The sequence below is a fragment of the Rhodobium orientis genome, from assembly GCF_003258835.1.
GTDB classification, from domain to species: Bacteria; Pseudomonadota; Alphaproteobacteria; order Rhizobiales; family Rhodobiaceae; genus Rhodobium; species Rhodobium orientis.
This window is the reverse complement of the sequence record NZ_NPEV01000005.1, coordinates 101484-114946: the sequence shown is the minus strand read 5'-3', so window position 1 is coordinate 114946 and position 13463 is coordinate 101484. Positions and strand designations below refer to the sequence as shown.

The 13463-nt window shown below is 65.7% G+C and carries 12 protein-coding genes; 6 read left to right on the top strand and 6 right to left on the bottom strand.

What is annotated here, in order from left to right:
- Positions 1 to 10: 10 nt before the first annotated feature.
- Complete coding sequence (locus CH339_RS04200) at positions 11 to 1429, top strand: MFS transporter (RefSeq protein WP_244668987.1); 1419 nt, start codon at positions 11 to 13, stop codon at positions 1427 to 1429.
- Between the two features lie 131 nt (positions 1430 to 1560).
- On the opposite strand, the gene CH339_RS04195 is transcribed toward CH339_RS04200, so the two are convergent.
- The 3 genes from CH339_RS04195 to CH339_RS04185 all read right to left on the bottom strand — a co-directional run bounded on the left by CH339_RS04195 (position 1561) and on the right by CH339_RS04185 (position 4009).
- A complete protein-coding gene (locus tag CH339_RS04195) occupies positions 1561 to 2079 on the bottom strand; it encodes a hypothetical protein (RefSeq protein WP_146610109.1) in 519 nt (172 codons plus the stop codon).
- Between the two features lie 365 nt (positions 2080 to 2444).
- Positions 2445 to 2768 (bottom strand): 2Fe-2S iron-sulfur cluster-binding protein, encoded by a 324-nt coding sequence (locus tag CH339_RS04190; RefSeq protein ID WP_111433024.1) that lies wholly within the window; start codon positions 2766 to 2768, stop codon positions 2445 to 2447.
- 77 nt (positions 2769 to 2845) lie between these two features.
- Complete coding sequence (locus CH339_RS04185; RefSeq protein WP_111433023.1) at positions 2846 to 4009, bottom strand: cytochrome P450; 1164 nt, start codon at positions 4007 to 4009, stop codon at positions 2846 to 2848.
- Between the two features lie 137 nt (positions 4010 to 4146).
- Here CH339_RS04185 and CH339_RS04180 point away from each other — a divergent pair, with 137 nt between their 5' ends.
- A complete protein-coding gene (locus CH339_RS04180; protein ID WP_111433022.1) occupies positions 4147 to 5061 on the top strand; it encodes a helix-turn-helix domain-containing protein in 915 nt (304 codons plus the stop codon).
- A 9-nt stretch (positions 5062 to 5070) separates the two neighbouring features.
- On the opposite strand, the gene CH339_RS04175 is transcribed toward CH339_RS04180, so the two are convergent.
- The 3 genes from CH339_RS04175 to CH339_RS04165 are packed head-to-tail and all read right to left on the bottom strand — an operon-like array spanning position 5071 to position 8586.
- Positions 5071 to 6390: an aspartate aminotransferase family protein gene (locus CH339_RS04175; RefSeq protein ID WP_111433021.1), complete on the bottom strand. Its 1320-nt coding sequence runs from the start codon at positions 6388 to 6390 to the stop codon at positions 5071 to 5073.
- A 1-nt stretch (position 6391) separates the two neighbouring features.
- The gene (locus CH339_RS04170; protein ID WP_111433020.1) at positions 6392 to 7705 is read right to left on the bottom strand and encodes a glutamine synthetase family protein; all 1314 of its coding nucleotides are present in this window, start codon (positions 7703 to 7705) and stop codon (positions 6392 to 6394) included.
- Positions 7702 to 8586, bottom strand: coding sequence for a MurR/RpiR family transcriptional regulator (locus CH339_RS04165; protein ID WP_207189552.1), 885 nt, complete (start codon positions 8584 to 8586; stop codon positions 7702 to 7704). Before CH339_RS04165 ends, CH339_RS04170 begins: the two co-directional genes overlap by 4 nt.
- A 212-nt stretch (positions 8587 to 8798) precedes the next feature.
- On the opposite strand from CH339_RS04165, the gene CH339_RS04160 reads away from it, so the two are divergent.
- The 4 genes from CH339_RS04160 to CH339_RS04145 are packed head-to-tail and all read left to right on the top strand — an operon-like array spanning position 8799 to position 13463.
- Positions 8799 to 10616, top strand: a complete 1818-nt coding sequence (locus CH339_RS04160) for a branched-chain amino acid ABC transporter ATP-binding protein/permease (RefSeq protein WP_111433019.1) — start codon at positions 8799 to 8801, stop codon at positions 10614 to 10616.
- A 43-nt stretch (positions 10617 to 10659) separates the two neighbouring features.
- Positions 10660 to 11829, top strand: coding sequence for an ABC transporter substrate-binding protein (locus CH339_RS04155; RefSeq protein WP_111433018.1), 1170 nt, complete (start codon positions 10660 to 10662; stop codon positions 11827 to 11829).
- A gap of 22 nt (positions 11830 to 11851) precedes the next feature.
- The gene (locus CH339_RS04150) at positions 11852 to 12565 is read left to right on the top strand and encodes an ABC transporter ATP-binding protein (RefSeq protein WP_111433017.1); all 714 of its coding nucleotides are present in this window, start codon (positions 11852 to 11854) and stop codon (positions 12563 to 12565) included.
- A 4-nt stretch (positions 12566 to 12569) separates the two neighbouring features.
- A complete protein-coding gene (locus CH339_RS04145; RefSeq protein ID WP_111433016.1) occupies positions 12570 to 13463 on the top strand; it encodes a branched-chain amino acid ABC transporter permease in 894 nt (297 codons plus the stop codon).

Sequence of the window (13463 nt, the reverse complement as noted above, 5' to 3'; positions counted from 1 at the left end):
CGAACAGACCATGGCGACGGACGGCGACACGTCCGTCCCGACCCGATGGGCGCTCGCCAGCCTGGCGCTTGCCATGCTGATGTCCTCGCTCAGCATCAGCAGCGCCAATGTCGCCCTGCCGACCATCGCCCAGGCCTTCGCCGCCTCCTTCGGCACCGTGCAATGGGTGGTCCTGGCCTATCTCCTGGCGGTCACCGTCTTCAGCGTCGGCGCCGGACGGCTCGCCGACATCGTCGGCCCGCGGCGGGTGCTCCTTGCCGGCATCCTGGTCTTCACGGCGGCCTCGGCCGCTTGCGCGGCCGCCCCCACCCTCGCTGTCCTCGTCGTCGCCCGCGGGCTCCAAGGCCTCGGCGGCGCCGTCCTTCTGGCGCTGACCGTCGCAATGGTCCGCGCAACGGTCCCGCGGCAGCGAACCGGTAGTGCCATGGGCCTGCTCGGAACGATGTCGGCGGTCGGCACGGCGCTCGGCCCCTCCCTCGGCGGCGCCCTCATCGCCGGTGCCGGATGGCGGTCCATCTTCCTCGTCATGGTGCCGATGGGATGTCTCGCGGCCGTCCTTTGCCTCAGACATCTGCCGCGCGACCGGCAGGCGGGCCGGCCGGACCGGAAGGCCTTTGACGCAACCGGCACCCTCGTTCTGACGCTGACCCTCGTCGCCTATGCCCTGTCGACCACGACGGGGATCGACATCGGCGGCGGCACGACCGTGCTTGTCGCCGCCTCCATCGCCGGTGCCATCCTGTTCCTGCGCATCGAAGCGCGCGCGGCCTCGCCGCTGATCGATCCGAAGACCTTTGCCGACCCGGCGCTCCGGTCCGGCCTTGCGGCCAATCTGCTGGTGTCCGCCGTCATGATGGCAACGTTCCTGGTCGGCCCGTTCTACCTGTCGCGCAGCCTCGGGCTGGGCGAGGCCACGGTCGGCCTCGTCATGTCGGTCGGCCCGACGGTCTCGGCGCTGACCGGCATTCCCGCCGGACGCATCGTCGACCGCTTCGGCGCGCCGCGGGTGGTCGTCTTCGGGCTTGTCGAGATGGCAACCGGCGCCCTGTTGCTGGCCCTGTTGCCGGGGATCGCCGGCGTTGCCGGCTACGTCACGGCGCTTGCCGTCCTGACGCCGGGCTACCAGCTCTTCCTGGCCGCCAACAACACAGCCGTCATGACCGGCGGTGCGGAGGATCGCCGCGGCGTCGTCTCGGGAATGCTCAGCCTGTCGCGCAATCTGGGCTTCATCACCGGCGCCTCGGTTCTCGGCGCCGTCTTCGCCTTCGGGGCGGCAGCACCGGTCGCCTCGGCCTCGGGCGAGGCTGTCGCCGCGGGCTTGCGGCTGACGTTCCTGGTCGCGGCAGGTCTGATGGCTATCGCCTTGGTGCTCATGCTCCGCAGCCGGGGTGTGGATCGCCGCGCGACATCGGCGCCGGAAGACGCCTGATCCCGGCCGGCGGCCGCCCTCTCAGCTCAGCTCTTCCGGAAGGCAGACGACGAAGACTGTCGCCTGAAGAGCCGTCGGACAAGGGCGGCATCACGCCGCTAGCGCGATACGTTGCCCAAGACGTGTTCCCGCTAGTTGTTTTTCTGAACGCAATCCCAGACGCCCAGCAGCGCATTCTTCATGGCGCCATTGGGAAACTTCCAGGTCATCGTCCGCTTGCCCTGCTTGATCCGGATCGCCCTCTTGGTGTTCAGAAAGGCCGAGGTCTCCTTGTCGAAGACGACCATCGTTAACTTCTCGTCATTGAACAGCATCGGCACGGAGTGCTTGCGAAAGACCAGGCGCTGCTTGCCATCGAGGATCACGGTGACCGGAAAGGGTGCCACGCCGGTAAAAGACGCGTTCCCCGTTCCCCTCGGGCTCTTGAAATGGAAGCTCTTGCTGCCCCCTTTCTGCAATTGGAAGCGCAATTGCCCGGACTTTGAGCGGATCGTTGCGCTGCACCCGGTGAAGCCATTTCCCAAATAGTCCTTGTTGACCTTAAAGGGGCCGAAGGACTTGTAGTAGAGGTGGCCGACCTGGGCGCTCGCCGTCGTGGCAGCAAGCGTGGTTGCGAGACAGCCGAGTAGCACGACGCATTTTTTCAACATCGATATTCCCCCCTTCAGCGCATCTCCTTGCGAAACAATCGCGGACCGATTGGAGACGGCGCAGATGAAACATGTCCGCATTTCTCCGACCGGGCCGAAGAAACGGGATGAGTTTTATTGGGACCGCGTCTTGATGAGACCGCGTTCGGATGATCTGCCGTGGCAGGCACAAGAGGACAGCGGAATGTGGATGGTCATCGTTGAAATCTTCGAGTCATCGCGGAGCGGATCGGCCGGAAATTTCGACCGCCACAACCAGACCACAAAAGCCTATGGGCACTGGAAGCTTTTCACAAGTGGAATTGTAATAATACCGGTTCCAGTTGACACCCCTCGCACGGGATCTCACCCGGATCCGTCGCAAATCAGCTCTGCTCTTCCGGCAGGCGCACGACGAGGCCGTCGAGGTCCGGCGTCATCTTGATCTGGCAGCCGAGGCGGGAATTCGCCTCGCGCTGGGCCACGGTGCAATCGAGCATCTCGTCTTCCGCCTCGGCAATCTCCGGCAGCCGGTCGACGAACGCCTCGTCGACATAGAGATGGCAGGTGGCGCAGCCGCAGGAGCCGCCGCACTCGCCCTCGATGCCGGTGACGCCGTTCAGCAGCGCCCCCTGCATCAGGCTCCAGCCCTCCGGCAGGTCGACCTCGAACCGGCGGCCGTCATGTTCGATATAGGTTACCTTCGGCATCGATCGGTCTCCGAAATAAGCGGATCGCTCCGGGCGACGGCGACCGCCGCCCGGCGCATCGATCCGCCGTCGCTGCCTCAGGCGGCGGCAAGATCCAGCTTCATCGGGCTGCGGAAGTTGGAGGACGGCACCCACTTGGTGGTCTCGCCGACGCGCTCGAACTCCGGATAGCGGCCGAGGAACTCCTCGAACGCGATCTTCGTCGCCACCCGCGCCAAGGCCCCACCGAGGCAGGCATGCACCCCGCCGCCGAAGCCGAGATGGCCACGCGGCTTGCGGGCGATATCGAAGACGTCCGGGTTCGCAAAGCGCCGCTCGTCCCGGTTTCCAGAACCGTAGACCAGCATGATGAAGTCGCCCTCTTTCATGATCTGGCCGTGGTTTTCCACGTCTCGCGTCAGGCAGCGGCGGAAGCGCTGGGCCGAGGTGTTGAAGCGCAGCGACTCCTCGATGGCATCGGGGATCAGCGACGGGTCGGCGACCAGCGCCCGGCGCGCATCGTGCTGTTCCGCCAGATTGTAGGCCATCATGCTGAGGAAGCCGGAGAGCGACTCCACGCCGGCCATGATCAGCGTCGTCACCGTCATCTGGATTTCCCGGTCGGCAAGGCTCTCGCCGTCGATTTCCGCGGTGATGAAGTTGGACAGGAGATCCTCGCCCGGCGCCTTCTTGCGCTCGGCAATCAGCTCGTTGGCGTATTTCGCCATCCACTCATAGGCACCGATGTGCTCCGGCCCCTTCTGGCGGGTCACCGGATCGGTCTGCACCATCAGTACGGCGTTGTCGCGCACGGTCTGGCGGCCGGATTCCGGCATCGCGAAGAGGTCGAACAGGAGATCGACCGTCACCTTGGAGGAATATTCGGCAACGAAGTCGAAGCTCTTCCTGCCGTCCAGCGCATCGAGGTGCTTCTTGCACATGCCGCGCGTCGGCTCGACGATGACGTCGAGGGCACGCTTGGTCATCGCCTTCTGGATCAGCGCGCGCAGCCGGTCGTGGCGCGGCGGATCGGTGGTGCCGAGCGTCGCGCCAGCGCGGTTCGGCAATTCGTCGACGAGATTGCCCTTGGCCGAGGAATAGGTCTGCCAGTCGTTCAACGCCGCGATGATGTCGTCATAGCGCGAATAGACCCACATGCCGGCCTCCTCGCACCAGAAGGCGGGATATTCGTCGCGCAGCGTCTTGTAGGCATCGAACGGATCGGCATCGTTTGCCGGAGAATAGGGATCGAAGCGGAACACGCGTGTTTCCTCCCGGGATCGTTGTGCAATTTCTTCTTGTTCCACTTTGAACGTTATGGACGAACGGGCCGCCGTGGAATGGACGAAATGGAATATGTCTTGTACTTTTCGAACGTTTTAGCAAAAGGCGATCCGCCATGGCCCGACACGATCCGGCGCTAGCGACCATTTCCCATTATGTGCTTTTCGGCGACGAGCAGCCGGACGACGATCCCCAGTTCATCCATATCGAGGACATCCGTACCCGCTCGCGGCTCTATGAGTGGCAGATCACGCCGCACACCCACCGGCGGATGTTCCAGATCGTCTTTCTGACTACCGGATCGGCGGGCGTCTGGATCGACGACCGCATGGAGACGGCCGACGCGCCCGCCGTCGTCTGCGTCCCCGCAGGCGTCGTCCACGGCTTTTCCTTCGAGCCCGAAACGGTCGGCTGGGTGCTGACGATGTCGGAGCTCCTCCTGATCGATGCCCGCTACCGACGCAGCCGCAAGCTCTTCGAGCCGCTGTTCGGCGAGCCGACGATCCTGTCCTTCGCCGACAACGAGGACGGCGCAAGGCTGATCTCGGCGACCCTCGACGAGATGCTGCGCGAGTTCCAGTGGCCGCAGCTCGGCCGCGGCTCCATGTTCGAATGGATGGTCCGCATCGTGCTGATGGCGATCCGGCGCGAGCACGATCGCCAGCAGCCGCTGCGCCAGCCGGTGGAGGAGCGGCGCGAGCTCTTCACCCGCTTCCGCCACCTGCTTGAGGACAACTACAAGCACCACTGGCCGGTCGCCGACTACGCCTCTTCCCTCGGCGTCAGCCAGGCCCGTCTCAACCGGATGTGCCGGTCCTTCGCCGGCAAAGGACCGAGCGATCTGATCCAGGACCGGCTGGTGCTGGAGGCCCAGAGGCACCTGATCTACACCTCGGCAACAGCCTCCATGATCGCCTACGAACTCGGCTTCCAGGACCCGGCTTACTTTTCGAGGCTGTTCAAGCGGCGCACCGGGCTCGCCCCCGGCCGGTTCCGCGAGGAAAAGATGGCCGAGCCCTTCCCGCACTGAAGGACCGGCTTACCAGCCTTCGAAGCCTTTCAGCTTGGCGTCGTCTACCCGTCCGGCCGCGGCATCCGAAATGGCTTGCGAAATGATTGCGACCGCCTCGTCGGCCTCCGCCGCCGACAGCGTCAGCGGCGGCGTCAGCTCCAGGACGTTGGAGTTCATGCCCACATAGTAGACGACGAGGCCGAGCTCGAAGGCGCGGTAGACGACCTTGGCGGCAAGCTCTTTCGCCGGTTCCTTGGTCGCCCGGTCGGTGACGAGTTCGACGCCGATAGCAAGCCCCCGTCCCCGCACCTCGCCGATCTCGGCGTGTTTTTCTTTCAAGGCTTCCAGCGAGGACAAGAGACGCGCGCCAATGGTGGCGGCGTTGTCGATCAGCTTCTCGTTCTCGATGGTGTCGAGCACCGCATGGGCCGCGCCGCAGCAAATGGCGTTGCCGTGCAGGGTCTGCATGGAAAAGCAGACGGCGAAGTCGAGGATTCTTGCGGGCCCGATGACCGCGGAAATCGGCACGCCGCCGCCGAGACCCTTGCCGCAGACGACGATGTCGGGCGTGAAGTCTTCATGCATGTAGCAGTGCAGCCGCCCGGTCCGGCCCATGCCGACCTTGACCTCGTCGCTGACGGTCAGGATGCCGTAGCGCGCACAGATCTCCGCGAGCCGCTTGAAGAAGCCCGGCGGCGGCACGATCAGCCCGCCGTCCGACTGGATCGGCTCGATGAAGAAGGCCGCCGTCTCCTCACCGGGACAGGGGCCGGCTAGCAACTCCTCGATCTGGTCGAGGAGCGCCGCACCGCTCGGATCGTCGGCGAATGGCCGGTAGGGATCGGGAAACGGCACCAGCGTCAGGCCATCCGCCTTGTCGGACCCTTCCTGCGCCGAATGGCCGGAGACCGCCATGGAGCCGGCCGTGCCGCCGTGATAGGCCCCCGTGAACGACATCAGTCGCCTGCGGCCGGTGGCGGCGACGACGGCGCGCGCCACGGTCTCGTTGGCGTCGGACCCGGAATGGCCGAGCCAGACCCGGCGCTCGCCCGCACCCGCCGTCAGGGCAAGCAGGCGCTCGCCGAGCCGGATCGCCGGCGCGCTCGCCGCCGACAGGATGCTGGCGCCGGCCGGGTTGGACGCCGCCGCGGTGATGGCTGCCACATAGGCCGGATGGCCGTGCCCCAGGCTCGCCGCGCCCCAGGAGGCGGAAAGGTCGAGCAGCTTGCGGCCGTCCTCGGCCGTCACGTAAGACCCCTTGCCGCCGGTCACGGCAAGCGGAAAGAAACGCAGGTTCTGCAGCTTGGAGAGCGTTTTCTGGTCTTTTTCGTAGAGCGGAAAAGACATATCAGTAGACTTCCTCATAGGCGGCGCAGACGTCGCCCTCCTTGCGGCCCTTGAGGTAGTCGATTTCGCCCTTCTTGTGCTTGGCGTAGACCTCGGCGAACCGACCCGGGAACCAGCCGGTCACTGTCTCATCGCCGGAAAAACGCTCAAGTGCTTCTTCAAGAGATTGCGGCAAGCGTATGAATCCACGCTTGTTGAGCTCTTCCGTCGACAGCAGAGAGAGGTCCTCTTCGGTGGCCGCCGGGGGCGTCAGCCCCTCCTCGATGCCCTGGACGCCGGCATGGACGATGGCGGCCAGCGCCAGATAGGGGCTTGCCGCCGCGTCGCCCGCCCGGAACTCGAAATTGAACTGCTCGGCAACCGCGATATCGCTCATGCCGGAGACCGGGCAGATGCGCACCGAGGCCTCGCGGTCGCGATAGCCGAGATTGTTGAAGGCCGCGCTCCAGCGGTGCGGCGTCAGCCGCGTGTAGGAGATGACGCTCGGCGCGGTGATGGCGACGATGCGGTCGAGATAGGCGAGCACGCCGGCGACGAACTGGCCGGCGACCTTGGACAGCCCGTGCGGGCCGTCGGGATCGTAGGTGGCGGGTGTGCCGTCCGCGTGGCGCATGCTCATATGGATGTGCACGCCGTTGCCGACGCCGGCCGGATCGCGCAGCGGCGTGAAGCTCGCCTGCCGGCCGACGCGGTCGGCGGTGATCCGCACCAGTTCGCGCAGGATCACGGCATGGTCGGCCCCGGAGATGCCGGCCGCCGGCTTCATGGTCACCTCATACTGGTCGACGCCATATTCCTTCATGATGGTGTCCGGCCCCAGATGCGCCGTGCGCATCGCCGCCGTCAACGCCTCGGCAAAGTCCCGTTCGGCGCGAAAGCCGGAGGCGCTGTAGGCGGAGCCGAGCGGGCAGTTGCCGCCCTTGAAGTGGAACTCGTGCTCGAAGGCCGAGACCAGCGAGACGCCGGCGACCCGCTCCAGCCGCTCCAGCGCCCCCTTCAGGATCGAGCGGGTGCAGCACTCCCAGGCATCGCCGGTCGTCTCGCGGATATCGCCGAGGACGAACCGCTCCGGAGGGCGCTCGTCCATATAGTCGGCGACCACCATGGTGTCGGGATCCGGGATCATGACGAGGTCGCCGAGCGCGCCATAGGGGCTGTCGGCGATCGCATCGAAGCAGGTGATCTGCACATTGGTCGGCGTCCAGCCGATGCCGCGCTTCAGGCGCTTTTCGAAATCGCTTTCGGGAAACGCCTTGCCGCGCACCTTGCCGGCGATGTCGCTGGTGCACAGAAAAACCAGGGATTCCTGCTTCACGGATCAATCTCCTCAATGTCCATGTCCGGTCCGGGCGGCCCGAGCGTGATGCGGGCGTCGTCCCATTGTTCGATGCGTTTGCGCGTCGCCTCCCAGTCGCGCTCCGAGATCGCGACGATCATCGCCTCGATCAGCGTGACGGCGGCGGCCTGGCCGTCCCAGGCGGTGCCGGTCTCCGTCGGCACGACGAGCACATGGCCGGCATGGCGCGAGGCCGGCGCCAGCCATTTGTCGGTGACGACGACAACCTGCGCCTGGCGGCGCTCCGAGACGAGCCGGGCAAGCTCGGTCAGGCTCGGCTGGTAGCGGCGGAAGTCGAAAAGGATGAAGACGTCCTGGCGTCGGATGCGCAGGACGTAGTCGGGCCAGATTTCCGGGTCGAGCGGCAGGTGGTGGATGCGCCCGCGGATCTGCCTGAGATGCATGGAGAGCATCCGCGCGATGGTGTCGGAGATGCGCCCGCCGATGAGGAAGATGTTGCGGGACGGGTCGGCGATGAGGTCGCAGACGGCGTCGAACTGCTGCTGCGGGATCGCGGCCGCCATGTCCTTGATGAGAGTTGCCAGGCGATCGGCATAGTCGGCGAGGAACCGGTCCGGCGTCGCCGGGTTTTCCTCCGGTTTCAGATCGACCGGCGAGCGGTGGCTTTCCTTCAGCTCCGCGATCAGCCCGCGCTGGAACGCCTGGTAGCCATGGTAGCCGAGCTTGGCGACGAAGCGCGTGATCGACGGCGCGGAGACCTTTGCGCGGTCGGCGAGTTCCTGGATGGTCTGCAGCCCGGCGAACGGATAATCCGCCAGAATGACGGTTGCCACCTTCCGCTCGCTGGAGGTCAATTCGGGGACCATTTCCTCGATCCTGCCGCGCACACTCACCAACATCTACCCTCCCCGATGCCGTTTTTCATCGTGTTTTTAAGCGTTTCGCACCGCCGCATTGCATTATTGAAAATGAAAATTTTTTGTCAATGCGCACTAAACTATTGACTTTGAAATTTTCCTTTTGCTGAAATGTGACGGTAATTCCGGCGGTCTGACGCCCCCTCCCAGGCGAAACGGCGAGCCCAAGAGATGATGGCCAACGAGATGGTGGCATGACGGTACTCCCCTGGCGCTTTCTGGCGATCGCCGTTCTCGTGCCGGTCCTCCTGGTGATCGCGGCCGCAATGGTCGGCGCCAATGTCGGCGGCGGCGTCGAGCGCACCCTGATCGTCTTCTTCATCAACCTGGCCGCTGTTGCCGGCATGGGGCTCTACTGCGGCAATTCCGGCATTCTCAGCTTCGGTCACCTCTCCTTCATGGGCATTGCGGCCTACACCTCGGCGATCCTGTCGCTGCCGGTGGCCATGAAGAACATGACGCTGCCGAACCTGCCGCCGGTCCTCGCCGCCATCCACCTCGATTTCGTGCTGGCCCTACTCGTCGCCATCGCCTTCTCCATGCTCGTCGCTTATGTCGCCGGCCTGGTCATCGCCCGGCTCGAAGGCGCGGCGGCAACCATCGCGACGCTTGCTCTCCTCATCATCGTCCACGGCGTCATCATCGGCGCCCGCGACATCACCCGCGGCAGCCAGTCCTTCTTCGGCGTGCCGCGCGAGACCGACATCTGGGTCGCCGCCGCCGTCTGCGCCGTCGCCCTCGTCATCGTCCGCCTGTTCCGGGATTCCGTACCCGGCCTGAAGCTGAGGGCCGCCCGCGAGGACCTGATCGCGGCCAAGGCAAACGGCATCGGCGTCAAGCACGAGCGGATGCTCGCCTGGGTGCTCAGCGCCGGCCTCGTCGCGCTCGCCGGCGTCGCGCTCGGGCACTTCCTCGGCGCCTTCTCGCCGAAGAAATTCTATTTCCACGACACCTTCGCGCTGCTCGCCATGCTCATCGTCGGCGGCATGACGACGATGACCGGAGCCGTCGTTGGCGCCGTCTCCATTACGCTGGTCTCGGAGATCCTGCGGCGACTGGAAGGCGGCATCGACCTCTTCGGCTACCAGCTCCCGGAGGTCTTCGGCACCACCCAGATCGGCATCGGCCTCATCATCCTCCTCGTCATGTTCCGCCGCTCTGACGGCCTTGCCGGCCTCGACGAATGGGACGAACGGCTGCTGCCGTGGCTGTTCCGACGAAAGATGCCGGAAGGCGACGACGCGCCAAAACTGGCGGCGACGAAGAACGAGGACACCCTTGTCGCAGACACCGTGACCAAGCGCTTCGCCGGCCTCATCGCCGTCGACAAGGTCTCCCTGTCCCTCGCGCCCGGCGAGATCGTCGGCCTGATCGGTCCGAACGGCTCCGGCAAGACGACGCTCCTCAACCTCATCTCCGGCGTCCTTCCGGCAACCAGCGGCGTCGTCACAAAGGGCGACACCGTCATCACCGACATGCCGGCGCACAGGATCGCCGGCCTCGGCATCGCCCGCACCTTCCAGAATATCCGCCTGTTCCGGACCCTGAGCGTGCGCCAGAACGTGCTGGCCGCCGCCCTCAACGCCTGGCCGAAGCGCAGCGTCGCCGAGGCGGAAGCCGCAAGCGCCGCCGCCCTCGACTGGATGGGCATCGCCGACAAGGCGGAATCGAAGGCCAACACCCTTTCCTATGGCGACCAGCGCCGGGTGGAGATCGCCCGCGCCCTGGCGCTGGAACCCGACTTCCTGTTCCTCGACGAGCCGGCCGCCGGCATGAACCGCGAAGAGACCGATGCGCTGATGGAGACCCTGCGCAAGCTCCGCGACACGCTCGGCCTCGGCCTTCTCGTCGTCGACCACGACCTGCCGCTGATCGTGCGGCTGTGCGACCGCGTCGTCGTCCTCAACGAGGGCAAGCTCATCGCCGAGGGCGCTCCCGGCGACGTGCAGAAGAACCCCGATGTGATCACCGCCTATCTGGGCCGCAAACGCCAGGACGACATCGCGGCCTGACCGGAAAAGAGACACCACCTCCGCCCAAAAGAAGGGAACCGACATGAAGAAGTTTCTGACACCGCTCATCCTCGGCACGGCGCTGGCATTGCCCGCGTTCGGTGCCGCTTCGGCTGCCGATGACACGCTGACCATCGGCGTCGCCACCGCCCAGACCGGCAGCCTCGCCCCGTTCGACGGCCCGGTCATCGAGGGCTTCAAGATCGCCGTCGACGAGATCAACGAGGCCGGCGGCATCGACGGCAAGATCAAGATCGAGACCATCGACAAGGACGTGCGGTCCGACGCCGCCCAGACCTCGATCGCCACCCAGGAACTGGTCGATGCCGGCGTCGACGTGCTGGTGCTGCCCTGCGACGCCGATCCGGCATTTGCCGCCGCCTCGATCTCCGGTGCCGCCCAGATCCCGGCCTTCTCCACCTGCGCCTCCTCGCCGACGCTGCCGGTAATGGGCGGCGACTACATGTTCGCCAACTTCCCCGGCGACAACGTCCAGGCGACCGTCTCGGCCAAATGGGCCTTCGACCAGGGCCACCGCTCCGCCTACCTGCTCTATTCGCCGGACACCCAGTACACCACCCTGCCGCTCTATTTCGGCGACGTCTTCGAAGCGCTTGGCGGAAAAATCCTCGGCAAGGCCACCTACAAGCTCGACCAGCAGGACTTCTCCGCCGAGGTCACCAAGATCAAGGCGCTCGATCCCCAGCCGGACGTCATCATGACGTCGGCCTATGAGCCGAACTTCCCGGCTTTCATCAAGCAGCTCCGCGCCGCCGGCGTGAGATCCCAGGTGATCGGCTCCGACGGCATCGATTCGCCCACCACCTTCTCGCTCGGCGAAGCGGCCGAGGGCGTCGTCTTCTCCACCGCCGGCCACCCGACGGCAGGCAGCCCGCTGGAGAAGTTCAACAAGCTCTACGAGGAGAAGATGGGCAAGAAGTCCGAGACCGTCTTCAACGCCATCGGCTACGACCTCGTGAAGGTCATCGCCGCCGCCGTCAAGGAAGCCGGCACCACCGATTCCGTCGCGCTGCGCGATGCCATCGCCAACCTTGAGAACGTCCAGGGCGCGACCAGCCTGATCACCTACAAGGGCACCATGGGCATGCCGGTGCGGGAAGTCTCGCTCGTGCGCGTCAAGGACGGCAAGCGCGAACTCGTCGGCCAGCCCTCGCCGGATGCGGACCTCATCCCCGCCCCCCGGATGCAATAAGCGACAACGGAAAGTCCCCGGCATGCCGCTCCTGACCGTCTCCGATCTGAAAGTCCGCTACGGCCCCGTCGAAGCGGTCAGGGGCGTATCGCTCAACGTCGAGGAAGGCGAACTCGTCGCCCTCCTCGGCGCCAACGGCGCCGGCAAGTCGTCGACGCTGAACGCCATCGTCAGCCTGGTGCCGGCGGCGGAAGGATCGATTTCCTTTCGCGGCAAGGACGTCACCAAGCTGCCGACGGAAATGCTGGTGCGCCGCGGCATCACGCTCTGCCCGGAAGGCCGGCGCGTCTTCTCCGGCCTGACGGTCGCGGAGAACCTGCGCCTCGGCTCCTACGGCCGCGCCGACACCTCGACCTTGTCCGACAGCTACGACCAGGTCTTCGAGCTGTTCCCGATCCTGAAGGAGCGCGAGCACCAGTTCGCCGGCACCCTTTCCGGCGGCCAGCAGCAGATGCTGGCGATCGCCCGCGCGCTGATGATCGATCCCAAGCTCCTGCTCCTCGACGAGCCCTCGCTCGGCCTTGCGCCGCAGATCGTGGAATCGATCTTCGAGCTGATCGCCAAGCTCAGGGCCCAAGGCATCACCATCCTCTTGGTGGAACAGAACGTCGCCATGTCGCTGGACATCATCGACCGGGGCTACCTGGTCGCCGGCGGCGCCGTCGTCGCCTCCGGCACCGCGGAGGAGCTGAAATCCTCCAACATCGTCGAAGAAGCCTATCTGGGAGCCCACTGACCCCATGGAACTGTTCCTGCAGCAGACGGTCAACGCGGTGGCGCTCGGCGGCACATACGCGCTTCTCGCCCTCGGCCTTGCCATCGTCTTTTCCGTCATGGGGATGATCAACTTCGCCCATGGCGAGCTGATGACCATTTCCGGCTACACGCTGATGTATTGCGGCATTGCGGGCGTGCCCTTCGTCATCTCCGTGCCGCTGGCGATCCTGGCCGCCATCCTTGCCGCCGTGCTGATGGAGCGCATCGCCTTCCGGCCCGTGCGCAATGCCTCCGGCGCGACCATGCTGGTCACCAGCTTTGCCGTCGCCACCATCCTGCAGATCCTGTTCCAGAACCTCATCGCCACCCGCTCCAAGCCGGTGGCGCTGCCGGAAGGCCTTGCCCAGAGCGTCGCCTTCGGCGACTTCCTCATCGGCGTCAACAAGCTGGCGGCGATCGGCGCGACCATCGTCATGCTGATCTTCCTCAACTGGTTCCTGAAGCGCACGTCGGTGGGCATCGCCATGCGCGCCGCCGCCGAGGACTTTCCCGTCGCCCGCCTGATGGGCGTGAGGGCCAACGCCGTCATCGCCGGCGCCTTCGCGCTCTCCGGGCTGCTTGCAGGTGTCGCCTCCGTGCTGTGGGTCTCCCAACGCGCCTCGGTCGACCCGCTGATGGGCTTCGTGCCGGTGCTGAAGGCCTTCATCGCCTCCATCCTCGGCGGCCTCGGATCGCTCACCGGCGCCGTTGCCGGCGGCTTCCTGCTCGGCTTCATCGAGATCTATTCCACGGCCTTCCTCCCGGAGAGCCTGCAGGAGTTCAAGGAGCCGATCGGCCTTGCCGTTGTCGTGCTGGTGCTGCTGTGGCGGCCGAACGGCCTCATTCCCTCGGCCAATTTCGGCACGGAAAAGGTCTGA

Coding starts and splice junctions, on each gene's coding strand:
- CH339_RS04200 (WP_244668987.1), top strand. CDS start 11: ATGGCGACGGACGGCGACACGTCCGTCCCGACCCGATGGGCGCTCGCC.
- CH339_RS04195 (WP_146610109.1), bottom strand. CDS start 2,079: ATGTTGAAAAAATGCGTCGTGCTACTCGGCTGTCTCGCAACCACGCTT.
- CH339_RS04190 (WP_111433024.1), bottom strand. CDS start 2,768: ATGCCGAAGGTAACCTATATCGAACATGACGGCCGCCGGTTCGAGGTC.
- CH339_RS04180 (WP_111433022.1), top strand. CDS start 4,147: ATGGCCCGACACGATCCGGCGCTAGCGACCATTTCCCATTATGTGCTT.
- CH339_RS04175 (WP_111433021.1), bottom strand. CDS start 6,390: ATGTCTTTTCCGCTCTACGAAAAAGACCAGAAAACGCTCTCCAAGCTG.
- CH339_RS04165 (WP_207189552.1), bottom strand. CDS start 8,586: ATGTTGGTGAGTGTGCGCGGCAGGATCGAGGAAATGGTCCCCGAATTG.
- CH339_RS04160 (WP_111433019.1), top strand. CDS start 8,799: ATGACGGTACTCCCCTGGCGCTTTCTGGCGATCGCCGTTCTCGTGCCG.
- CH339_RS04155 (WP_111433018.1), top strand. CDS start 10,660: ATGAAGAAGTTTCTGACACCGCTCATCCTCGGCACGGCGCTGGCATTG.
- CH339_RS04150 (WP_111433017.1), top strand. CDS start 11,852: ATGCCGCTCCTGACCGTCTCCGATCTGAAAGTCCGCTACGGCCCCGTC.
- CH339_RS04145 (WP_111433016.1), top strand. CDS start 12,570: ATGGAACTGTTCCTGCAGCAGACGGTCAACGCGGTGGCGCTCGGCGGC.